Source organism: Bacillus nitroreducens (assembly GCF_964021195.1).
Genome location: NZ_CAXHYI020000003.1, coordinates 1,272,952 through 1,297,596, shown reverse-complemented (window position 1 = coordinate 1,297,596; position 24,645 = coordinate 1,272,952). Strand labels below are relative to the sequence as shown.

The following is a 24,645-nucleotide window of genomic DNA, read 5'->3' as shown; positions in this document are numbered from 1 at the left end:
CTAGTTTTGTCTACATAGAAGGATTTTCGCATGTAGAGGGAGAAACATAGAACTATATAAAACAATCGGAAAAATAGAGAGATGTTAAGTATTAGGGGGAATGGTGGGAATGAATACTGCAGAATTTGCAAGAAGATTAGGGGTTTCAAGTAGAACGGTTCGAAAATGGATTAAAACCTATCAACTACCGTGTAAAAAAAATGAATACGGCCACTACGTGTTTGAAGAATCAGACCTTCCACTATTCGAACAAATATGGAATCAAGTGAAATCTGGGGTTCCATCTGATAAAATCGAACTATCAACACCAGAGCCTAGGAAGGGGACCGCACGTAAGATGGTACAAGCTTCAGATAAAACACTTTCGCAAAAATTAAATATGATTATGGAACGGATTAAGGAAAACGAAAAAGAGATTGAGAAAAAGGCAAGTGATGTCGTATCATACCAGCTTCTACAGCATCGAAAAGAGATTGATGAACTGCAAAAACGCGTGCAAAAAATGGAAGCATACATCGAACAACTTGAAATGGAAAAAGAAGAACTCCAAAAACAAACTGCGATCACTCTCGAAAAAGTAGAAGGAACTAGAAAACGAAAAAGGGTATTTGGTTTTTTATTTTAAGGATCAGGAAAAACAGCCTGATCTTTTTTGTGTTCAAAATTAAAAAGCACCCCGAACGGAGCGCTCCTCAAAATACATCATGTATCAAACATTCATTTATTTATTTACGTGATATATCAACAGAATCCTGATTTATCACGGAAGTTTGGATTGGTTTTCCTGGCACTTCATGGTGGTGACGGCAACGTGGCTCGTACGATTCAGACGCGCCTACTAAAATAACTGGATCATCATAGGAAGCTGGTTTTCCATTGATTAAACGTTGTGTTCTGCTTGATGGTGAACCACATACAGAGCATACTGCTTGGAGCTTTGTCACAAGCTCTGCTAGTGAAAGCAACTCTGGTACCTTTCCAAATGGCTCGCCACGGAAGTCTTGATCCAAGCCCGCTACAATAACACGATGACCACGGTTTGCGAGAACTTGTACAACTTCCACAATCTCATCATCAAAGAATTGTACTTCATCAATTGCAACTACATCTGTATCTGCTGATACCTCCTTCAAGATCTCAGCGGAGGTTGCTACTGGTTTGGCGATAAAGGATGTCCCATTATGAGAGACAACTGAGTTATCACTATATCGATTATCAATTTGGGGCTTAAACACCTGAACGGATTGTCTTGCAAATTCAGTACGACGTACACGTCGAATCAACTCTTCGGACTTTCCTGAAAACATGCTTCCACAAATTACTTCAAGCCAGCCACTTTGCTTCATAATATACATGGAACCTGAGTCCTTCCTTTCCTCGGTTGAATTACCTGAGTCAATAGATTGACTGTAAGTTAGAGGATTTATTTATACGAGGGTATAAAAATGATTGCGAAAAAATGGTTCTAACACACAAAAAACAGGCAAGAAGAAAAAACTTGCCTGTTTTTGGCTTTTCAAAACGATATTATTTAATACCGTATTTTTTGTTGAATTTATCTACACGTCCACCTGCATCAGCGAATTTTTGACGGCCAGTATAGAATGGGTGACACTCTGAGCAAACCTCAACGCGTAACTCTTCTTTTACAGAACCAGATTCAAATTCGTTTCCACAAGCACATTTCACCATAACTTTTTTATAGTTTGGATGAATTCCTGCTTTCATTCGTCTCATCTCCTTCCGCCCTGAATCATTAATCGAAACAGAGTTACGTTTTAGCAAAATTGCTTGGACAATCTTGAAATGATGCCAAAACATTCAATGAAAACAACACATCGATTTCATTTTCATTTTGAAATCATCTAATACCTAAAACGCACATGTTGAAATTATAACAAGTGATTCCATGAATTGCAACTTAATCCTGCTGTTAAAAATCGCTAAATCGCATTATTTTTTCCAAACAGATTCTAGTCACATTCTCATCCACACTTAACTTTCTGATTTACTGCTTCTTCTTGCAGCTGCCGCTTTCTTTTCTGCTTCAAGCATTTCAAAGAACTCTGCATTTGTCTTAGTTTGCTTAAGTCTGCGTAAGAACTTCTCTGCAAAATCAGGTTGATCTGACATTGCTTTACGAATTGCCCAAATTTTATCCAGTTTGTCTTTTTCAATAAGAAGCTCTTCTTTCCTTGTCCCAGAGCGGCGTATATCGAGTGCAGGGAAAATCCGACGTTCCGCTAGAGAACGATCAAGGTGAAGTTCCATGTTACCCGTACCTTTGAACTCTTCATAGATAACATCATCCATTCGAGATCCTGTGTCAACAAGGGCAGTTGCTAAAATGGTTAAGCTACCACCTTCTTCAATGTTTCTCGCAGCACCAAAGAATCGCTTTGGGCGGTGGAATGCAGCTGGGTCAATCCCCCCTGAGAGCGTACGACCACTTGGTGGAATTACAAGGTTATAGGCTCTTGCAAGACGTGTGATACTATCCATAAGAATGATGACGTCACGTTTATGTTCAACAAGACGCATCGCTCTTTCAAGGACTAATTCAGCAACTTTTATATGGTTTTCTGGAACCTCATCAAATGTTGAGCTGACAACGTCCCCTGCAACGGAACGTTCAATATCTGTTACTTCTTCTGGTCGTTCGTCAATTAACAATACAATCAATTCAGCCTCTGGATGATTTGTTGTAATGCTGTTTGCGATTTCTTTAATAAGCATGGTTTTACCAGCTTTTGGTGGAGCTACAATAAGCCCACGTTGACCAAAACCAACTGGTGCCAAAATATCCATTATACGTGTGGAAATATGGTTTGGCTTTGTTTCTAACACTACTTGGCGATCTGGATATAGAGGTGTTAGACCAGGGAAGTGAACACGTTCTTTTGCTGTTTCTGGGTCCTCACCGTTTACAGCTTCAACGTGAAGAAGTCCGTAATAGCGTTCGTTTTCCTTCGGAGGACGCACTTTACCTGATACTTTATCCCCGTTCCTTAAGTCAAAACGGCGGATTTGAGATGCAGAAATATAAATATCCTCTGAAGAAGGAGAATAGTTGATTGGGCGTAAGAATCCAAATCCTTCTGATTGAATAATTTCGAGAACGCCCTCCATAAATAAAAGGCCATCCTGTTCAGCGCGCGCTTTTAAGATAGCAAAAATCAATTCTTTCTTCGTTAATTTGCTATAGTACGAAACCTTATACTCCCGCGCTAATTCATATAATTCTTTAAGCTTCATGTTTTCCAAACTTGAAATTGTAATACTCATTCGTACACCACTCTTTGTTTTATATAATTTACTTTAAAAGATATCATTTCTACAGCTCGTAAATGCTCTCCAATTGATTGATTTGTATGATTAATTCATTCGTCCATCATATAAAAGCGTTTTAAGATTTTTCTCTCCAAAAAAATAGAGACACTATGAAACATTTCATATGTTGCGAAATGGATGGAATGAAGTAGAAGCATTTTGAGGATTGAGAAGTTTTACCACGGGGCTCGTTTTTTTGGATGCATGACGAGACCCTAATTGTGAAATAGGTAGAAGAAAACGATTATCGATAGTCTTAACCTATTTTACCCTATTCTCGTATTTTTAATCAATACCATTATTTTGATAGAATTTTGACGTTGTCTATATTCAAATCAAGAGAAGCGAGCACAAGACTCGCTTCAACTCTATTTAATTACTAGATTTGGTTTTTTCTTAAGGCTATGTCTACCATCTATGAATCTCACTGTTCCTGACTTTGCACGCATGACAAGAGAATGTGTTGTGCCAATCGAACCTTTAAATTGAACCCCACGTAAAAGCTCTCCATCAGTAACACCTGTCGCTGCAAAAATAGCGTCATCACCCGTAACTAAGTCTTCCATGCGGAGTACTTTTGAAACATCAAGTCCCATTTTATGACAACGAGCTAGTTCTTCATCATTTTGCGGTACAAGTCTACCTTGTATTTCTCCACCTAAGCATTTTAAAGCAACCGCTGATAGCACTCCTTCTGGAGCACCACCAGAACCAAACAGAATGTCGACACCAGTATGATCAAATGCAGTATTGATTGCGCCTGCTACATCACCATCATTAATTAGCTTAATACGAGCACCCGCTTCACGAAGTTGTGAAATGATATGCTCATGTCTAGGACGGTTTAGTACAGTCGCTACTACATCTTCAACATCCTTGTTTTTCGCTTTTGCCACCGCTTTTAGATTGTCAATAATCGGTGCATTAATATCAATTGAACCCACCGCTTCAGGGCCAACAGCAATTTTGTCCATATACATATCTGGGGCATGCAGTAAATTTCCGTGATCGGCAACCGCCAGCACCGATAATGCATTCCACCCACCCGATGCAACTATATTGGTTCCCTCTAGTGGGTCAACAGCAACATCCACTCTCGGACCGTAACCGTTTCCAAGTTTTTCACCAATGTACAGCATTGGGGCTTCGTCCATTTCTCCCTCACCAATAACAACTTGTCCCTTCATTGGTATCGTATCGAATACATCTCTCATCGCAGAGGTTGCTGCTCCATCTGCTTCATCTTTTTTACCGCGTCCCATCCAACGGGCTGATGCCAATGCTGCTGCTTCTGTTACACGTACTAGCTCCATCGATAAGCTTCTTTCCATGACTTTTTCCCCCTTGCGATAACAGTTCTTCGTTTTGATAAAAATTTGTGCTACCTAACGCCAGTGTTAAGCGCTTTCGTTTTGACTATCTAGTTCCAGCTCGTAGTTGACTTATGAGATATCTAACACCCTTTGGAAAATCAGCTTAACATCGAATCGCTATGCTTCCCAAGTTTTACTTTCTCCTAAGGATTCAATCCCATTGATACGTCACTATGCACTCGCTTTCACTTTACTTTTAAGGATACATGAAAACTCCCACTTTTTGTAGTGGGAGTGATAAATTTTTATTCAATTCTGTCAAAACCCAGCGACTAGGATATTGAAAAAGCAACGTCTCTTTCAGCTAAGGTCTGAAGCATAGGTAGTGCTAACACCGACTACGCCACAAGACGTAACTCGTTTTTAGGCAAGTTGCTGATGTTTTTCTATGAATTTTGTACTTGCTCGATTTCTTCTTCTGTTAACTTTTCTCGCCAAATCGTTGCACCAAGTCCTGTTAGTTTTTCTTCTAAATGGCTGTAACCACGGTCTATATGTTCTAGACCAGTAATTTCTGTTACACCTTCAGCCATTAAGCCTGCAACAACAAGTGATGCACCTGCGCGCAAATCACTTGCTTTTACTTTTGCTCCCTGTAATTGAACAGGTCCCGTCACTATAGCTGAACGGCCTTCGACTTTGATTTGTGCGTTCATACGGCGAAGTTCATCAATATGCTTAAATCTTGCACTATAAATAGTATCTGTTACAACGCCTGTTCCACTTGCTTTTGTGAGCAAAGATGTAAAAGGTTGTTGTAAGTCCGTTGGAAACCCAGGATACACAAGTGTTTTAATATCTACTGCTTTTAAATCTTTATTTCCAGCTATCCATATTTGGTCATCACTTGTTTCTACGGTTACACCCATTTCACGGAACTTCGCAATTAAGGATTCCAAGTGGAGTGGGATCACATTATCAATTAATACTCCTTCGCCCATTGCGGCACCAACAATCATATATGTACCAGCTTCAATACGGTCAGGAATGATCGTGTGGCGGCAACCTTGTAGGGATTCAACACCATCGATTCGGATGACATCAGTTCCCGCACCTTTAATTTTTGCCCCCATGCTTGTTAATAATGTGGCAACATCGATAATTTCAGGTTCCTTCGCAGCATTTTCAATCACCGTTTGGCCTTTTGCACGTACTGCTGCCAGCATGATATTAATCGTTGCACCTACACTGACAACGTCAAGGTAAATACGTGCACCTCTTAATTCATCCGCACGAAGGTAAATCGCACCTTGCTCGTTTGTCACTTTTGCTCCAAGAGCTTCAAACCCTTTAATATGTTGGTCAATTGGTCTTGGTCCTAGGTGACATCCACCTGGCAAACCAATAACCGCTTTTTTAAACCGACCAAGCATCGCTCCCATTAAATAGTAGGATGCACGAAGCTTTTTCACTTTTCCATTCGGTAATGGCATTGACACGATATTTGATGGGTCAACGTACACTTCTTCTTTATTTATCGAAACATGGCCACCAATTTCTTCAAGCAAATCACCTAAAATTTGCACATCTGAAATATCTGGTAGACCCTCAATTGTAACTGGCGTTTCAGCTAGGATCGTTGCTGGGATGAGGGCAACTGCACTATTCTTTGCCCCACTAATTTTTACAGTTCCTTTTAATGGATAACCGCCTGCTATTTTTAGTTTTTCCATATGTGGCTCCCTTCTAGCGAAGATGACGGTTTTGTAAGGGAAACCCTGGATGCTACGGATATAACAAGTCCAACACTTTCAGGATGAAAACAAACGTATGGCAGTCCTTTTCCCTTATTTACGTCACATATTTGTAACGGCACTTCACTTATTAATGGTATATTTTAACACATTTAACCTACATAATTGTACAAGCATTCCTTATTAGTTTACACGAAAAACTAAAAATCATATATCATTTTATAATTTTTTCAAAAAACAATCAAATACACCTAGTATGGTTCATTTTTTTAGGGTGAAAATCACACTACAAAAGTAGTGCTTTTACTATTAACCTGAGATTATAAGTTTGAGGCATTTCTTGATGAAGGTCTAAAGTCTATCCTTAGAAAAATGGTTACGGTTTTTATAGGTTTGGGTAAGTTACGCAAATCAGCTCCTTCCAATCCTTTTTTGTGTTGATTATTAGCTGTAATTACCCCTAACTCTCATTTCGTTGGAAGGAATTATGATGATCCTTCCTGTTCTTTTTTGTTTCTAGCTACAGGCGCTAGCGGCTCGAGGTCACAAGCCATTCACTTCGGAAGGCACAAAGCGCCTTCTGTCAGTGTCTGTCTTGTGCTTGTCGCCGATATACAAGCGCCTTTCGCTTTTCTTATTATAACGCAAGAAAGCCACTATCTCCAAATTACACTTTGAAATAACTGGAAATAAGCGGCTTTTCTATATGTATCGAAGAGCATTCTTCGATTTATTTAATTAGACGAATTTAATGGAAAAAGGTTTCTTACGCTCTACCTGAAGAACCAAATTCACGCATTTTGCCTTTAACAGTTTCACGAATTGCATCACGAGCAGGTCCTAAGTATTTACGTGGATCATACTCTTCTGGCTTAGCAGCTAAAGTTTCACGAACTGCTTTTGCTGAAGCAATTTGGTTTTCTGTGTTTACATTGATTTTAGCTGTTCCAAGAGAAATTGATTTTTGGATATCTTTTAAAGGAATACCAGTTCCACCGTGAAGTACAAGTGGTAAACCTGTTTTTTGTCCAATTTCTTCCATTTCTTTGAAACCAAGATTTGGTTCACCTTTGTAAGGACCGTGAACAGAACCTAATGCAGGCGCTAGGCAGTCGATGCCAGTGCGATTAACAAGTTCAACACACTCATTTACATCTGCATAGATAACACCTTCAGCGATTACATCATCTTCTTGTCCACCAACAGTACCTAACTCAGCTTCTACAGATACTCCGTGGAAATGTGCTAGTTCAACTACTTTAGAAGTAATTGCAACGTTCTCTTCAAATGGGTGATGAGAAGCATCGATCATAACAGATGTGAATCCAGCATGAATCGCTTTTGCACAGCTCTCAAATGAAGAACCATGGTCAAGATGAATTGCAACTGGAACAGTTATGTTGTAATCTTCCATAAGTCCTTCTACCATTGCAACAACGGTATTGAATCCACCCATATAACGGCCAGCACCTTCAGAAACACCAAGAATTACTGGTGAGTTTTCTTCTTGTGCAGCTTGTAAAATAGCTTGTGTAAACTCAAGATTGTTTAAGTTGAATTGACCTACTGCATACCCTTCTGCTTTTGCTTTTTCAAGCATTTCTTTCATTGAAACCAAAGGCATGTGAATTTCCTCCTCTTGTACCGTATTTATTGTGTATAACAGGATTTTCCCTCATACACATAGAACCACGGCATGAATCACCGGGCAATTGTATACCTATTCCAAAGATTTCGTGTCACCTACTAGAATGACCGAAACATATTCATAATATGTAATTTACATTAGAAGTTCGCACACAAAAAACACACAAAAATGCCCTTTGTGTCTAGGAATAGCACCAATACAGTAATAAGCATATCACAAGATTTTGATTTCGCAATAGACCTTTTTTTCACACTTTTACAATGAACCGTTTACATTTTGATAAGAATGGGCTTTTGTAAATTTTATGTTTTTTATTCGTGTTTTAACGGGATATTTGCTCTCACTGCTTCACGCAGCTCGTCGATGTCAAACGGCTTTGCAAAGTGAGTGAGCGCTCCTAAATCTTTTGCTTCTTGAATCATATCCAGTTCACCGTAAGCAGTCATGATAATCACGCGAATTTCTGGATCAATTGCTTTTAGTCTTTTTAGAATTTCTATCCCGTCCATCCCAGGGATTTTCATATCGAGCAAGACTAAATCTGGAGAGTGTTTCTGAACGATATCAATTGCTTGTACTCCATTAGCCGCTTGGAATGTCTTGTAACCTTCTTTTTGAAAAACTTCATTTAACAGTATTCTTATTCCGTATTGGTCATCCACAATTAAGATTTTCTCTGACATTCTTAAAAAACCCCCTTTAAAAATAGATAAAAATAATAGGTTAATTGTTTTCTTTTTCTAAAATTATTATATCATTATTAAGTTTTATTCTATTATCAGTAACAAATTTCCTTCTTTTTATCCAGAAAACTTTTTGTTTCATTGGCCGAAACATATCTATCGACAAAATCCGACTTTATTTCTTGTTTTTTTCGTATAACGTTATAATGTACATATAAGGAACAAGCAAATCATAAAGAGAGGATTTTTTCGCTTATGTTGAAAATATTTACAACCCAACTTCAGGGACAATTTAAAAGAATTATGGAACATGAAGAAATGAATATGGAGGATGGCGCACGAATTCTTGCCCAATCCGTCATTAGTGATGGGAATATTTGGGTCCATGGTTTTGGCGAAATGGCAGCTGTTACTACCGAAGCCTTATTTGGTGCTGAACCACTGCAGTCAGCAAAACCATTATTAACGGATGGAAAAAGGAATGAAATTGAAACTGTTGACTCCGTTTTGTTAATTACTCGATTTTCGACTGATGAAGAAGCGATAAAGCTTGCAGAAGAACTTCGTAGTAGCGGAATTCAAACAGTAGCCATTTCCGCAAAGGTAAAAACTGAGGGGGAACGCACACTGGATAAGGTCGTTGATATTCACATTGATAGCAAGTTGCAAAAACCTCTTATCCCAGATGAGGTCGGTACCCGATTCGGCTTCCCAAGTGTCATGACAGCACTCTATGCCTATTTCGGATTAAAATTCACAATCAAAGAAATGATTGAGGAATTTGAATAAATCGGTCTGAGGCATTTGGTTTTGAGTTCAGATTGGGGTCAGCTTTTTAAAATCTTTTGAAGAGGACGAACTGGTGGGCTGCCTGCCGGAATGCTCTTCACTATCCTTATGAAGCGAAAGTTCTGTGTTTCCTAATGAATGCTAAATCCGAGGAAAAACGAATCATTTTCAGGACTAATACACTTTCATAAGGAGGATGATGAGCTTTGCTCAATTTTTCTCACGCCGAATACCCATAACTCAGATGAAGGACTAAACCGAACAGAATTCCCAATTCACACAACTAACAATCCTTCATTACCTCGATGAAGAATCGGATGAGCACATGATTGAAAAAACCTTCGCCCTTATTTTTGCCACAAAGAATGGCGAGTGTATATTCACTCGCCATTTCTCTATCATTAATTACAGTTTTTCAGAATTCGTCAAAGATGCTTTAATGAATTCTCTAAATAGTGGTTGTGGACGGTTTGGTCTTGATTTAAATTCTGGGTGGAATTGTGAAGCCACAAACCAAGGGTGATCTTTCAATTCAATGATTTCTACAAGGCGGCCATCTGGGCTTGTCCCTGAGAAAACGAATCCCGCTTTTTCCATTTCTTGACGGTAGTGATTGTTAAATTCATAACGGTGGCGATGACGCTCATACACAACTTCATCGTTATATGCTTCGTATGCCTTTGTTCCTTCCTCGATTTTACATGGGAAGATTCCAAGACGAAGTGTTCCACCGATGTCCTCAACATCCTTTTGCTCTGGTAAAAGGTCAATAATTGGATGTGGAGTATCTGGATCAAGTTCTGCAGAATGCGCTCCTTTTAATCCTAGTACATTTCGAGCAAACTCAACAGATGCTAGCTGCATGCCAAGACAAATACCGAGTAACGGAGTTTTCGTCTCTCTCGCATATTTAAGAGCTGCGATTTTCCCATCAACACCACGATCACCAAAGCCGCCAGGAACTAAGATACCGTCTGATCCATCAAGTAGTTCAGCTACATTTTCATCTGTTACTTCTTCAGAATTAATCCACTTAATATCGATATCCGCATCAAATGCATAACCTGCATGTTTTAATGCTTCTGCAACAGATATGTATGCATCTTGAAGCTCTACATATTTTCCAACCAATGCTATTTTTGTTGTTTTGGTTAGGTGTGTTACCTTCTCTACGAGCTTCGTCCAATCTGTCATATCCGCTTCCCCACAATCAAGCTTCAGATGCTCACATGCAATTTGGTCGATGCCTTGAGCTTGAAGCGTTAATGGGATGGAATATAATGTTTCTGCATCGCGGCTCTCAATTACCGCCCTTTTATCGATGTCACAGAATAGCGCAATTTTTTCCTTCATATCTTCTGAGATCGGCATTTCTGTACGTAAAACAATAATATTTGGTTGAATACCAAGACTACGAAGCTCTTTTACACTGTGTTGGGTTGGTTTTGTTTTCATTTCCCCAGCCGCTTTAATGTATGGAACAAGGGTACAATGTATATACATCACATTGCTAGAACCTACATCACTTTTAAGTTGACGGACAGCTTCTAGGAATGGTAGTGACTCAATGTCTCCAACCGTACCACCAATTTCAGTAATGACCACGTCCGCATTTGTAGTATGACCAGCACGGATTACTCGATCCTTAATTTCGTTTGTGATATGTGGAATAACTTGTACAGTTGCTCCTAAATAATCACCACGACGCTCTTTCTTCAATACAGTTGAATAGATTTTTCCAGTTGTTACGTTGCTGTATTTGTTTAGGTTAATGTCGATAAAACGTTCATAGTGACCTAAGTCTAAGTCCGTTTCAGCACCATCATCCGTAACGAATACTTCACCATGTTGGTATGGACTCATTGTTCCAGGGTCAACGTTAATGTATGGATCAAATTTTTGAATCGTTACATTCAGTCCACGGTTTTTTAATAAACGGCCTAAAGATGCGGCAACAATCCCTTTTCCTAGGGACGAAACAACCCCACCTGTTACAAAAATATATTTTGTCATCTTGCTTTTCCCCCAATCATGTAATTAGTTAAAGTTTGCTCAAAATAATGAAATAGTATAAAACGAAATGCGCAAAGCGCCTAAAATTTTAGACATCGACTCATTACGCCAGTTTCTGTGGCAACGTCGATGTCAGCCCTTTCTATGTAAGCCCGACAAGCATAAAAAAAAGCTAGCAAAAAGGATACCCTTTATCCTTTTTAACGAGTAGCTTTACCAGAAAGAGGTTAGGCGCCGAGCAAGATATAAGAATCTCTTGGGTGCGGGGGTAAAATTAAATTCCACTTACCGAACCGAACACTCCTATAAAGTAAAACTTCAATCTGTGAAGGTATTTATCACACAGATTGTTAGTTAAGACCCACATGATGTGGGTTATAAAGACGTGGCTACCAGAGGATATGGCGTTCTTAGTCTTTGCTCTTCTCAACCGAGCATTTTATAGCAGTTCCCCTACAAAGGGCTCACTGCTAGTTAATGCTGGATAAAATAAAAAAGCTCCTCTTACAATATGTAAGGGAGCGAAACTTATCATTTGGTTTCGTAGATACTCTTTTTTTAGAGCCCAAAAAGTATTCTACCGAGTTAAGATTAAAAAGTCAATAAGTTTCATTCTAAACTAGAATCACTTATTTAGTCTTCTTCTTCTTCCTCGAATTCCTCTTCTTCTTCCTCATCTAACTCATATTCTTCTTCATCAAGGAGCTCTTCGTCATCATCGAAATCCTCATCTTCGTCAACGTCATCGAATTCTTCTTCATCTTCATCAATGTCATCCAGATCTTCATCTTCTTCATCATAATCCTCATCAAAATCAAGATCATCTTCATCGAGATCGTCGAAGCCGAGAATATCGTCATCCTCATCTTTCTTCTTACTCTTTTTCTTCTTCTTCGGTTTTTCAGTGTGGGTCACTTCTTCATCGATTTGTTCGTAAGGGTACCATGTACGAAGTCCCCAACGATTATCTCCTAATGTAATGAAACGCCCATCAATATTGATGTCTGTATAAAACTGAGAAACTTTTGCTTGAACTTCTTCCTGTGATAGCTCTAATACTTTCGCTACCTCGTCAACTAGCTCGTTAAATGTAATCGCGTCTTTTCTCCCTAAGAAAATCTCATACGCTACTTCAAGCATTGACATTTCTTTTAATTGCTCTGGTGTGTATTGATCGAGACTCATCAAGGCACTCCCTTTCTATGTATGTAACTACAATTATGATAAAGCATGTGGTGAGATATTAAATGGTGAAGCGCATAAATGCAAAGCTTCAGATAAAAATAAAAAAAGGCCTGTAAAATACATATCATTCATTATAAACAAAATCAACCACTTTATGCCACTGTATTCATAAATTAAGGCTGAGTCTCTCTTTTTTGACCCAGCCTCGATCTTTTTCTACATATTTCTACGATATTGCCCGCCTACTTCGTAAAGGGCCTGTGTAATTTGGCCAAGACTTGCAACTTTAACCGTTTCCATCAATTCTTCAAAAATATTTCCATTATTTACGGCAACCTGTTTTAGCTTGTTCAATGCTTCGTCTACTTTATCCTTATTTCGTTCCTGAAATTCATGTAAGTTTTTAATTTGGAGTTCTTTTTCTTCCTTCGTTGCTCGAGCAAGCTCAATATTGTTTAACTCCTCTTCAGTTGGCGGATTTGGATTTAAATACGTGTTCACCCCGATAATTGGAAGTTCACCTGTATGCTTTTTCATTTCATAGTGCATCGATTCATCTTGTATTTTTCCACGTTGGTATTGTGTTTCCATCGCACCGAGAACGCCACCACGATCATTGAGACGCTCAAACTCCTGAAGCACAGCCTCTTCGACTAGATCCGTTAATTCCTCAATGATAAATGACCCTTGCAACGGATTTTCATTTTTGGTTAAACCATGCTCTTTTGTAATAATCATTTGGATCGCCATCGCACGTCGAACCGATTCCTCTGTCGGCGTTGTAATCGCCTCGTCATATGCGTTCGTGTGAAGTGAGTTACAGTTATCATGAAGTGCCATTAAAGCCTGTAATGTTGTTCGAATATCATTAAAATCAATTTCTTGAGCGTGTAAAGAACGGCCAGAAGTTTGAACATGATATTTCAATTTTTGACTGCGTTCATTTGCCCCGTATTTATCTCTCATTACCGTTGCCCATATACGGCGTGCCACACGGCCAATTACCGTATACTCTGGATCTAAACCGTTACTGAAAAAGAATGACAGATTTGGCGCAAAATCATCAATCTTCATGCCACGACTTAAGTAATACTCCACATAGGTGAAACCATTTGATAGGGTGAATGCAAGTTGGGAAATTGGGTTTGCTCCCGCTTCGGCAATGTGATATCCAGAAATTGAAACCGAATAATAGTTTCGTACTTTATTTTCGATGAAGTACTCCTGAATATCCCCCATCATTCGTAATGCAAACTCTGTTGAAAAAATACATGTGTTTTGACCTTGGTCCTCTTTTAAAATATCTGCCTGTACAGTTCCTCGAACGGTTTGCAGAGTTTTTGCACGCACCTCTTGGTATTCCTCAACTGTTAAAATACGGCCAAGTTCCTGTTCACGTTTTTCAACCTGCTGGTGAATCGCCGTGTTCATGAACATTGCAAGTATGATAGGCGCTGGCCCATTAATTGTCATTGAAACTGAAGTAGATGGGGCACAAAGGTCGAATCCTTTGTAAAGTTTTTTCATGTCATCTAACGTACAAACACTGACACCACTTTCTCCAACTTTCCCAAAAATGTCTGGGCGATAAGCTGGGTCCTCCCCGTATAAAGTGACCGAGTCAAATGCCGTACTCAAGCGTTTCGCTTGATCATCCTTAGATAAATAGTGAAAACGACGATTCGTTCTTTCTGGCGTACCTTCCCCAGCAAACTGACGCTTCGGATCCTCCCCTTCACGTTTGAACGGGAAAACACCTGCTGTATAAGGGAATGAGCCTGGAACATTTTCCTTATAAACCCATCGTAAAATTTCCCCGAAATCCTTAAAGCCTGGAAGAGAAATTTTAGGAATTGATAAACCAGAGAGACTTTTGGTTTTTAAAAGCGTCACAATTTCCCTGTCGCGAATCTTCGTTATAAACTTTTCACCTTTGTAGGTTTCCTTTAACGATTCCCAGTCTGCCAGAATCCTTTTTGATTCAGCTGTAAGTTTTGCCTCGTATTGGGTTCGAAGGGATTCAAGCGTGTTGAGAACCTCCTCGTTACCTAGCTCCTTCACGCTTTCGATCGCACCCGTAATTTGGAATAGCTTTCTAGCCACTTCAACTTGTTCTGCTGCTTTCTTATGATAATTTCGAACGGTGTCTGTGATTTCTCGTAAATAGTAGCGACGGTCATTCGGAATAATCACATTTTGTTTTTGAACATCTGCTGTTTTATCAAAAGTCGTTTCCCAATTTGTGCCCATTTTTTCATTAATTTTTTCGATTAAATTCGCAAATAGAGCATTGGTACCAGGGTCATTGAACTGACTTGCAATTGTACCGAACACTGGCATTTCTTCATAGTCTTTTTCAAATAAAAGATGACTGCGCTGATATTGCTTTTGAACCTGACGTTTTGCATCTTCAGAGCCTTTGCGTTCAAACTTATTGATAACAATCAGGTCAGCATAATCAATCATGTCGATTTTTTCTAGCTGAGAAGGTGCACCGAATTCGCTTGTCATGACATACATTGAAATGTCACAGACCTCTGTTATTTCGGCATCTCCTTGACCAATTCCACTTGTTTCAACAATGATTAAATCAAACCCAGCTGCTTTTACTACAGCGATGGCGTCTTTAATTGCTAGTGATAATTCTGATTTTGACCCTCTCGTAGCGAGGCTTCGCATATAAACCCTTGGTGAGAAAATCGCATTCATGCGAATACGGTCACCAAGAAGAGCACCGCCTGTTTTTTGCTTCGTTGGATCGACTGACAGAATCGCTACTTTTTTATCGTCAAATTCATTCATAAAGCGTCGAATGAGTTCGTCTGTGAGCGAGCTTTTTCCAGCTCCACCTGTTCCTGTAATTCCAACAACAGGCACCTTTTTTTCGAGACCTTTTATTTTTTGTATAAGGGTTTCTGCAGTAGCGGCCGTTTCGTTTGTTTTGCCAATTTGATTTTCAGCAATCGTAATGACTTTTGCAATGGTTTTGTAATCCCCTGTTTGAAGAAGCTCAAGTTCATCCGTAAGCTCAACACTAGTTGGATAATCGCATTCCTTAAGCATCTTGTTAATCATCCCTTGAAGCCCCAAGATGCGACCATCCTCAGGTGAAAAAATACCAGCAATACCGTATTCATGGAGTTCCTTGATTTCACGAGGGATAATGACGCCTCCACCACCTCCATAAATACGAATATGGGAAGCCCCCCGTTCCTTCAGAAGGTCATACATATACTTAAAATACTCAACATGTCCGCCCTGATACGATGAAATTGCGATACCTTGCGCATCCTCTTGAATGGCCGCATTCACCACTTCCTCTACCGAACGGTTATGCCCAAGATGGATCACCTCTGCTCCACTCGCCTGTAAAATGCGACGCATAATATTAATTGAGGCGTCATGCCCATCAAATAAACTTGAAGCCGTCACAAACCGAACATGATGCTTTGGCCGATATACTTCCACCGTACTCATTCTTTCTCCCCCTGACTTACTGTTTTGATACAATCCCGTTTAATAAGAGTTCTGTCTGCATATCAATATATTCTTCCAGAGTAAACAGCTTGCGCATCGCCCAACGACGGAATCCCCACATCTGTCCTTGAACGAAAATATTATGAGCAACAAGCTCAACCTGTTTTTCTGGTAACTGAAGCTCTCCGCTTGCAATACAGTCTTCAATTGCCTTTTCAAACATACCGACCATCTCAACTTCTTTATTCAACACATATGGAAGTGCCTCTTTAGAAAGTGACTTCGCCTCTTGATATAGAACAAGCACCTCGTCCTGCATTTCATCCATGACGTAGAAGTAATTACGAATCGCAAGCTTCAGGCTTTCTAAGCCACCTTCCTTTGTATTAATCGCTAACTGAAGGCGCTCCTGTACCTGGTCATAAATGCTGTCTACCACCAAATAGAGAACATCTTCTTTTTTACGTATATACTCATAAAGCGTCCCGATACTAAAACCCGCTGCTTTTGCAATCTCCCTAGTCGTGGAGCGATGAAATCCCTTCTCCTTAAAAAGAGTTACCGCACCCTTGATCATCTGATCGCGACGTTTCTTAATCAACTTCTCATCCTTCACCGATGCTGGCACATCATTCCTTCTCACTTTATCACCTCCATTTGGGAAAGTGAGGGCAGGTTCTTCTTCCCCTTTAGGAACCTTCCCTTTCCCTTTTATTTTGTTAACATTCTAGAAATGACGAGTCGCTGAATTTCTTGTGTACCTTCATAGATTTGGGTGATTTTTGCATCACGCATATACCGTTCTACAGGGTAATCCTTGGTATAACCGTATCCACCAAAGATTTGGACGGCATCTGTTGTCACTTTCATCGCCGTATCCCCCGCAAATAATTTTGACATCGCAGATTCCTTCCCGTAAGGAAGTCCCTCTGATTCTAGCCATGCCGCTTGATAGGTTAAGAGACGGGCAGCCTCTACATTTGTGGCCATATCAGCAAGCTTGAAACCAACTCCTTGTTGAGCAGCTATTGGTTTTCCGAACTGAATGCGTTCCTTCGCATATTCAGTTGCTGCATCGAGCGCCCCTTGCGCGATTCCAACCGCTTGTGCAGCAATTCCGTTACGACCGCCATCAAGTGTCATCATCGCAATTTTAAAGCCCTCTCCTTCTTTTCCAAGTAAGTTTTCCTTTGGCACACGGCACTCTTCAAAGACGATTTCAGTTGTAGGTGATGAACGAATCCCCATCTTCTTTTCCTTTTTCCCAACGGAGAAACCTGGGAAGTCGCTTTCAATAATAAATGCGCTCGTACCCTTATGCTTAGAAGAAGGATCAGTTAACGCAAACACGACATAAATATCCGCAACTCCACCGTTTGTGATGAAAATTTTAGAACCGTTTAGTATATAATGGTCGCCTTCTAATCTAGCAGTGGTCCTCATTGCACCCGCATCAGATCCAGATCCTGGTTCTGTTAATCCGTAAGCCCCAATTTTTTCTCCTTGTGCCATTGGGCGTAAGTACTTTTGCTTTTGCTCTTCACTACCAAACTTATAAATTGGCCAGCCTGCTAGAGATGTGTGAGCAGAAAGGGTAACTCCTGTTGATGCACACACTCTGGATAGCTCTTCAACCGCAATACAATACGCCAAATAATCACTGCCAATCCCACCATATTCCTCTGGCCACGGAATTCCAGTTAAGCCTAACTCCGCCATCTTATCGAAGATTTCACGGTCAAAGCGTTCCTCTTCATCACGCTCAGCCGCAGTTGGAGCAACCTCATTCTTAGCAAAATCACGTACCATTTTTCGTATCATTTCATGCTCTTCCGATAATTTAAAATACATAATATAACCTCCAACTTTTATAGATTCATAGAATATTTGTTGAATTTAGGTTTGAGTACTAGATATTTTTTAAGATTGTGTGGGATTTGCACCAACATTGTGATATTTGCGCACTCGCGCTCGGATTTGGCTGGCGCTCCGATTTTTGCGCATTCACACGCGCATTTGCGCCGTTGGTCTAGTTTTTGCTTCTTCTACCCAAGCATTTGCGCGGTCGCTCCAGTTTTTGCGCCGTCGATCCAATATTTGCGCGGACATACCAACTTTTGCGCCAAACCCACTCACATTTGCACCGTCATTCCGGTTTTTGCGTCTTCACCGCCGCATTTGCGCGGTCGCTCCAGTTTTTGCTCTTCACCGCCGCATTTGCACCGTCGATCCAATATTTGCGCCGTCATACCGATTTTTGCGTCTTCGCGCTCATATTTGCGCGGGCATACCAACTTTTGCGCCAAACCCACTCACATTTGCACCGTCATTCCGGTTTTTGCGCCAAACCCACTCACATTTGCACCGTCATTCCGGTTTTTGCGTCTTCACCGCCGCATTTGCGCGGTCGATCCGATATTTGCGCCGTCATACCGATTTTTGCATCTTCGCGCTCATATTTGCGCGGACATACCAACTTTTGCGCCAAACCCACTCACATTTGCACCGTCATTCCGGTTTTTGCGTCTTCACCGCCATATTTGCGCCGTCACACCGATTTTTGCATCTTCACGCTCATATTTGCGCGGGCATACCAAGTTTTGCGCCAAACCCACTCACATTGTGCCAGAGGCCCAGTTTTTGCGTCTATTCTTCTTTTCATAAATGCTTACTAATGACGATTCTTTGGATTTCACTGGTACCTTCGTATATTTCGGTAATTTTTGCGTCACGGAAGAATCGTTCTACCGGGTAGTCTTTTGTATAGCCGTAGCCTCCGTAAACCTGAATGGCTTCTGTTGTGACATCCATCGCGGTTTTTGATGCAAACAGCTTAGCCATCGAGGATTCTTTGCTACATGGTAAGCCCTGTTGTTGTAAAAATGCAGCACGATAGACTAATAGTCTTGCAGCCTCAACATTTGTCGCCATATCAGCAAGCTTAAAGCCAACACCTTGTATAGAGGCAATTGGTTTCCCAAATTGATAGCGTTCTTTTGCATACTCAGTGGCATGTTCTAGGGCGGCCTCTGCGATTCCTAGAGCCTGTGCAGCAATGCCAATTCGACCAATTCCTAGATTAGCCATCGCTACCTTAAAGCCCTCTCCTTCAACACCTAGGATATTTTCTGCTGGGACCTTTACATCCTCAAGCGTAATTTGTAAAGTTCGCGACCCCTTTAATCCCATTTTGTGCTCATCTTTTCCAAACACGAAGCCAGGTGTATCTTTTTCAACAATAAATGCGGTAATGCCCTTGCTCCCCGTTTGATTCGGATTTGTGCGAGCAAACACGATGTAGACGTCGGCCTCACCACCATTTGTGACGAAAACCTTTGATCCATTTAACACATAATGATTACCCTGCTTAACGGCTCTTGTTTTTAAGCTACCAGCATCTGAACCAGCGCTCGGCTCTGTAAGACAAAAGGCCCCAAGAAATTCACCGCTAGCCAGTTTCGGGATGTATTTTTGCTTTTGCTCCTCTGTCCCGAAATATAAAATCGGGTGCGTACCAACAGATGTATGAACAGATAAAATAACCCCGATTGTTGCACTTACCTTCGAAAGCTCGTGAATCGCAATGATATAGGATATAAAATCCATCCCAGCACCGCCATATTTTTCAGGCGTCGTTATCCCCATTAATCCAAGGGACCCCATTTTAGAAAGAATTTCCCGTGGAAATTCTCCATTTTCCATACGCTCAACGAATGGTGCAATTTCATCCTTCGCAAAATCACGAACCATTTTTCGCATCATTTCCTGTTCCTCAGTAAAATGAAAATTCATGCTGCTTCCCTCCAATGTGGGATCTTGATGATATGGGTTGTTTATAAGAGTTGTCACTCGCGTTCACCCCTAACCTTCGTAAGTGTAGAAACCTCGACCTGATTTTTTACCTAACCAACCTGCTTTCACATATTTACGTAGTAATGGACATGGTCTGTATTTATCATCACCAAATCCTTCATGTAAGGTCTCCATAATATAAAGACACGTATCAAGACCTATAAAATCAGCCAGGGTGAGTGGTCCCATTGGATGGTTCATCCCAAGCTTCATGACTTCGTCTATTGCTTCTTTGGTTGCAACCCCTTCATATAGCGTGTATATGGCCTCGTTAATCATCGGCATTAAAATGCGATTTGATACAAAGCCTGGGAAGTCATTAACTTCCACTGGTACCTTATTTAACGTTTTTGTCATATCTTCTATTACTTGATACACTTCATCGGCTGTCGCTAAGCCTCGAATAATTTCAACTAATTTCATAACGGGTACTGGATTCATAAAATGCATACCAATTACGTTTTCTGGGCGCTTAGTTGCTGCCGCTATTTCTGTAATTGGAAGGGAGGATGTATTTGTTGCTAAAATAGCATGCTGAGGTGCAATTTCATCTAGTTGAGAAAAAAGCTTTGTTTTGATTTCCATATTTTCAATGGCCGCTTCGATGACAAGGTCAACATTACTCGCATTTTGTAGATCGAGAGATGGAGAGAGTCTGGCTAGGGTTGCTGTCTTGTCTTCTTCACTCATTCTTCCTTTATCGACTTGGCGTGTCAGGTTTTTCGTGATTATCCCTAATCCACGCTCTACATATTCCTGTTTGATGTCATGGAGCCACACATCATAGCCCGCCATTGCACAAACCTGTGCAATCCCAGAGCCCATTTGCCCAGCACCAACGACCATTACTTTTTGTACATTCATTTACCATAACCTCCTAGTGTGATAAGCGATGAATCTTAAACATCTATTAGTAAGTCATATCTATTAAAGAAAGTTATACTTGAACCATAATCGCATCGCCCTGTCCTCCACCACTACAGATAGCTGCAACTCCAATGCCACCACCACGACGTTTTAATTCATGAATCAGAGTAATGATGATTCTCGCACCACTTGCTCCAATTGGATGGCCAAGTGCTACCGCACCACCATTCACATTTACTTTTTCAGGGTCAAGATTTGCAATTCTACCACTTGTTAAGGCCACGGCAGCAAACGCTTCATTGATTTCAAATAAATCAATCTCGTCCACCGTTTTTTCTGTCTTCTTCAGTAATTCGTTTATGACAAGGCCAGGTGTCTTCGGAAAATCTTTTGCTTCAACAGAGATCGCAGCATGATCAAGAATGGTTGCTAGGGGTGTTTTGCCTTCTTTCTTTGCCCGCTCTTCACTCATAAGAACGAGTGCGGCTGCCCCGTCATTCACACCTGGTGCGTTACCAGCTGTAATGGTGCCATCAGCATTAAACACGGACTTAAGCTTTGTTAATTTTTCGATTGTGGTATCTGCTCGCGGTGCTTCGTCCTGATCTACAACTGTAACGGAACCTTTACGACCTTTCACCTCGACTGGAACAATCTCTTCTGCGAGTATGCCTGACTGGATTGCAGTAATCGCACGTTGGTGGCTACGTAATGCCCACTCATCTTGTTCTTCACGTGTAATCCCTAGTTCTGATGCTACTTCATTTCCATATGTCCCCATATGAACACCTTGAAAGCTACAAGTTAATCCGTCATGTACCATTAAGTCCTTTACGCTTGCATCTCCCATTCGAAGTCCAAAGCGTGCTTTCGGTAAAAAATAAGGTGCATTGCTCATTGATTCCATCCCACCCGCTACAATGACCTCTTCGTCACCTGCACGGATGATTTGATCAGCAAGAGTAACACTTCGCATGCCAGAAGCACATACTTTGTTGATGGTTTCTGTTTTTACTTCCCAGGGGATTCCTGCATATCTTGCTGCTTGACGTGAAGGGATTTGACCCTGACCTCCTTGCAAAACCGTACCGAAAATGACTTCATTAACCGACTTCCCTTCGATTCCTGCACGTTTTAATGCTTCCTTGATGGCAACTCCCCCAAGCTCTGTCGCTGTTAAAGAACTTAGACTTCCTCCTAATTTTCCAAATGGAGTACGTACACCGCTAACAATTACCGTTTTTCCCATGCGTCACCCTCCTTAAAATTGGCGAAGAATTAGAAACCGCTTACATTTTTTCGACTGAACGCTCGCTCGAGACTAGCCGAAAGAAGGAGGCGTACCAATGTACACCTCTCTTTATCTGTTATTCTATTACATGTTAGCTAAATGTTTCCTATATTTCTAGTTTACAACATTACATGTGGAAGATAAATTACTATTTACCATATCCTTGAATAAAATTTCATGAAAAGCTTCTTTAAGAAACTAATTCCTTTTGTTCACCTATTACAGATTTTTCAAGAATCTCTGCAATATCGTATGTGCTAATTTGATCCTCCACTTCCTTCGCTTTTGTTCCATCACTTAACATAGTTAAGCAGTAAGGACATCCAGAACTAATCGAAGTTGGATTTACAGCCATCGCTTGTTCCGTTCTGGCCACGTTAATGCGAGTTCCCGTGTCTTCTTCCATCCACATCAGACCGCCACCCGCACCACAACACATTCCTTTTTCACGGTTACGTTCCATTTCAACCAATTTTACACCTGGAATTTGTTTTAATATTTCACGTGGTGGGTCATACACATCATTGTAGCGACCTAAATAACAGGAATCGTGCCAAGTAATCACTTCATTCACAGCATGCTTTGGAACTAACCTTCCTTCTTTTACAAGGTCATACAAGAGTTCTGTGTGGTGGAATACTTCGACATCCTCAAGACCCATGTCTGGGTATTCATTTTTGAAAATATTATAGGCATGTGGATCGATTGTAACAATCTTCTTCACTTCAGCCTTTTCAAATTCAGCAATATTATTTGCCGCAAGCTCTTGGAATAAGAATTCGTTTCCGAGACGACGAGGTGTGTCTCCTGAGTTTTTCTCCTTGTTTCCTAAAATCGCAAATTTTACGCCTGCTTCATTCATTAGCTTAGCAAATGATAGCGCAATTTTTTGACTGCGGTTATCGAATGCTCCCATTGAGCCAACCCAGAAAAGATACTCAAACTCTTCTCCTGCTTTTTTCATTTCTTTCACAGTTGGAACATGAACATCCTCACGAATCTCACGCCAATTTTCCTTTTCCTTACGATTCAGTCCCCATGGATTTCCTTGACGCTCAATATTCGTCATTGCACGTTGAGCATCGGCATCCATTTTTCCTTCTGTAAGAACTAAGTAACGACGCAAATCAATGATTTTATCAACATGCTCATTCATAACTGGACATTGGTCTTCACAGTTACGACAAGTGGTACAGGCCCAAATCTCCTCTTCAGTGATAACATCGCCAATAAGATTTGGACTATAGGCTAATTCAGTTGTTGCTGCTGTTTCATTTGCTCCTTGACTACTAGAAGTGAGTGCTAATTGATTCCCTTTTGTATGATTGAATGCAACTGCAGGCACCCAGGGTACACGAGATGTCACTACCGCCCCGGTTTCAGTTAGGTGATCACGCAATTTTAATATTAAATCCATTGGAGAAAGCATTTTTCCAGTCCCTGTTGCTGGACACATATTTGTACAACGACCACATTCTACACATGCATAAAGGTCAACTAACTGAGTTTGTTTGAAATCCTCTATTTTTCCAACACCAAATGTTTCTTGTGTTTCATCTTCAAAATCAATTTTTTCAAGCTTACCTGGGCTAGTTTGTCTACTTAAATACACATTGGCTGGACCGGCAATTAAGTGTGCGTGCTTTGATTGTGGCACATAGACTAAGAAGCTTAAAAGGAAAATCAAGTGTATCCACCACGCCACATAGAAAACCACTATTGCAGCTGTTTCACTTAGCCCACCTAATGCAAGGGAAATCACAGAGGCAATTGGTTCAGTCCATGTTGCTTCATGACCATGCCAAATGATTGCCGCACCGTTTCCTAATAAAACGGAAAGCATAAGTCCGCCGATAAATAAAAGAACTAGTCCTGATTTAAAGCCTCGTTTTAGTCTGACAAGTTTTTCAACATAACGGCGATGGAAGGCCCACACGACCGCAACTAATATCATAAAAGTGACAAGCTCTTGGAAAAAAGTAAAGCCTGGGTATAATGGTCCAAGAGGTAAATGAGACCCTGGTTTTAAACCCTTCCAAATAAAATCTATCGCCCCAAATTGGACAAGTATAAAACCATAGAAGAACATTACATGGATGATTCCACTCTTTTTATCCTTCAGAAGTTTTTTCTGCCCAAACACATTAATCCAAATCTGTTCGAGACGCTCTTTTACTTTTCCATCAAATTCAACCTTTTTGCCTAGCTTGATGTATGCAATTCTTGTCTTTATCAGATAAACAAATAAATATACTGCGTAAGCGGTTACAACCAAGAATGCAAGAAGATTAATCAGTAAGAGGATATTCATGGGTAAACTCCTTTCATAACATTTGTAAGGGAATTAATTTTCTGACTTTGTGTTCATATCTCCATTATATAATGAATGAGCATTCAGTCAATATTTTTCTTTAAAAACCTCAAATAATCGTCCCGCTTTTCG

The 24,645-nt window shown here is 40.5% G+C and carries 18 protein-coding genes; 2 read left to right on the top strand and 16 right to left on the bottom strand.

Annotation, left to right across the window (positions count from 1 at the left end; translation table 11 throughout):
• Positions 1-109 precede the first annotated feature (109 nt).
• Positions 110-625 (top strand): MerR family transcriptional regulator, encoded by a 516-nt coding sequence (locus ACWPVE_RS10105; RefSeq protein ID WP_453992958.1) that lies wholly within the window; start codon positions 110-112, stop codon positions 623-625.
• Between the two features lie 100 nt (positions 626-725).
• On the opposite strand, the gene ACWPVE_RS10100 is transcribed toward ACWPVE_RS10105, so the two are convergent.
• From ACWPVE_RS10100 to ACWPVE_RS10070, 7 genes are all read right to left on the bottom strand, one after another.
• Entirely contained in the window at positions 726-1,355 is a 630-nt protein-coding gene (locus tag ACWPVE_RS10100) for a thymidine kinase (protein ID WP_453992956.1), read from the bottom strand.
• A gap of 172 nt (positions 1,356-1,527) precedes the next feature.
• Positions 1,528-1,728, bottom strand: a complete 201-nt coding sequence (gene rpmE / locus ACWPVE_RS10095) for a 50S ribosomal protein L31 (RefSeq protein ID WP_453992954.1) — start codon at positions 1,726-1,728, stop codon at positions 1,528-1,530.
• 267 nt (positions 1,729-1,995) lie between these two features.
• Positions 1,996-3,285 (bottom strand): transcription termination factor Rho, encoded by a 1,290-nt coding sequence (rho, locus tag ACWPVE_RS10090; RefSeq protein WP_453992952.1) that lies wholly within the window; start codon positions 3,283-3,285, stop codon positions 1,996-1,998.
• A gap of 413 nt (positions 3,286-3,698) precedes the next feature.
• Positions 3,699-4,661, bottom strand: a complete 963-nt coding sequence (gene glpX / locus ACWPVE_RS10085) for a class II fructose-bisphosphatase (RefSeq protein ID WP_453992950.1) — start codon at positions 4,659-4,661, stop codon at positions 3,699-3,701.
• Between the two features lie 428 nt (positions 4,662-5,089).
• The gene (locus ACWPVE_RS10080) at positions 5,090-6,376 is read right to left on the bottom strand and encodes a UDP-N-acetylglucosamine 1-carboxyvinyltransferase (protein WP_453992948.1); all 1,287 of its coding nucleotides are present in this window, start codon (positions 6,374-6,376) and stop codon (positions 5,090-5,092) included.
• 787 nt (positions 6,377-7,163) lie between these two features.
• The gene (locus ACWPVE_RS10075; RefSeq protein ID WP_453992946.1) at positions 7,164-8,021 is read right to left on the bottom strand and encodes a class II fructose-bisphosphate aldolase; all 858 of its coding nucleotides are present in this window, start codon (positions 8,019-8,021) and stop codon (positions 7,164-7,166) included.
• A 335-nt stretch (positions 8,022-8,356) separates the two neighbouring features.
• Positions 8,357-8,728 (bottom strand): response regulator, encoded by a 372-nt coding sequence (locus ACWPVE_RS10070; protein ID WP_453992944.1) that lies wholly within the window; start codon positions 8,726-8,728, stop codon positions 8,357-8,359.
• Positions 8,729-8,983: 255 nt separating this feature from the next.
• Here ACWPVE_RS10070 and ACWPVE_RS10065 point away from each other — a divergent pair, with 255 nt between their 5' ends.
• Positions 8,984-9,517: a DUF2529 domain-containing protein gene (locus ACWPVE_RS10065; RefSeq protein WP_453992942.1), complete on the top strand. Its 534-nt coding sequence runs from the start codon at positions 8,984-8,986 to the stop codon at positions 9,515-9,517.
• A 405-nt stretch (positions 9,518-9,922) separates the two neighbouring features.
• Here the strand turns inward: ACWPVE_RS10065 and ACWPVE_RS10060 are convergent, their stop codons facing one another.
• The 9 genes from ACWPVE_RS10060 to ACWPVE_RS10020 form a co-directional block, all read right to left on the bottom strand.
• A complete protein-coding gene (locus ACWPVE_RS10060) occupies positions 9,923-11,530 on the bottom strand; it encodes a CTP synthase (protein ID WP_453992940.1) in 1,608 nt (535 codons plus the stop codon).
• Between the two features lie 633 nt (positions 11,531-12,163).
• Positions 12,164-12,715, bottom strand: coding sequence for a DNA-directed RNA polymerase subunit delta (gene rpoE / locus ACWPVE_RS10055; protein WP_453992938.1), 552 nt, complete (start codon positions 12,713-12,715; stop codon positions 12,164-12,166).
• A 216-nt stretch (positions 12,716-12,931) separates the two neighbouring features.
• Entirely contained in the window at positions 12,932-16,192 is a 3,261-nt protein-coding gene (icmF, locus tag ACWPVE_RS10050) for a fused isobutyryl-CoA mutase/GTPase IcmF (RefSeq protein ID WP_453992936.1), read from the bottom strand.
• 16 nt (positions 16,193-16,208) lie between these two features.
• Positions 16,209-16,835 (bottom strand): TetR/AcrR family transcriptional regulator, encoded by a 627-nt coding sequence (locus ACWPVE_RS10045; protein ID WP_453992934.1) that lies wholly within the window; start codon positions 16,833-16,835, stop codon positions 16,209-16,211.
• 68 nt (positions 16,836-16,903) lie between these two features.
• Complete coding sequence (locus tag ACWPVE_RS10040) at positions 16,904-18,043, bottom strand: acyl-CoA dehydrogenase (RefSeq protein ID WP_453992932.1); 1,140 nt, start codon at positions 18,041-18,043, stop codon at positions 16,904-16,906.
• Between the two features lie 807 nt (positions 18,044-18,850).
• Complete coding sequence (locus ACWPVE_RS10035) at positions 18,851-19,984, bottom strand: acyl-CoA dehydrogenase (RefSeq protein ID WP_453992931.1); 1,134 nt, start codon at positions 19,982-19,984, stop codon at positions 18,851-18,853.
• A 69-nt stretch (positions 19,985-20,053) separates the two neighbouring features.
• Positions 20,054-20,908, bottom strand: a complete 855-nt coding sequence (locus ACWPVE_RS10030) for a 3-hydroxybutyryl-CoA dehydrogenase (protein WP_453992929.1) — start codon at positions 20,906-20,908, stop codon at positions 20,054-20,056.
• 73 nt (positions 20,909-20,981) lie between these two features.
• Complete coding sequence (locus ACWPVE_RS10025; protein ID WP_453992927.1) at positions 20,982-22,160, bottom strand: acetyl-CoA C-acetyltransferase; 1,179 nt, start codon at positions 22,158-22,160, stop codon at positions 20,982-20,984.
• 232 nt (positions 22,161-22,392) lie between these two features.
• A complete protein-coding gene (locus ACWPVE_RS10020; protein WP_453992925.1) occupies positions 22,393-24,513 on the bottom strand; it encodes a (Fe-S)-binding protein in 2,121 nt (706 codons plus the stop codon).
• Between the last annotated feature and the right edge of the window lie 132 nt (positions 24,514-24,645).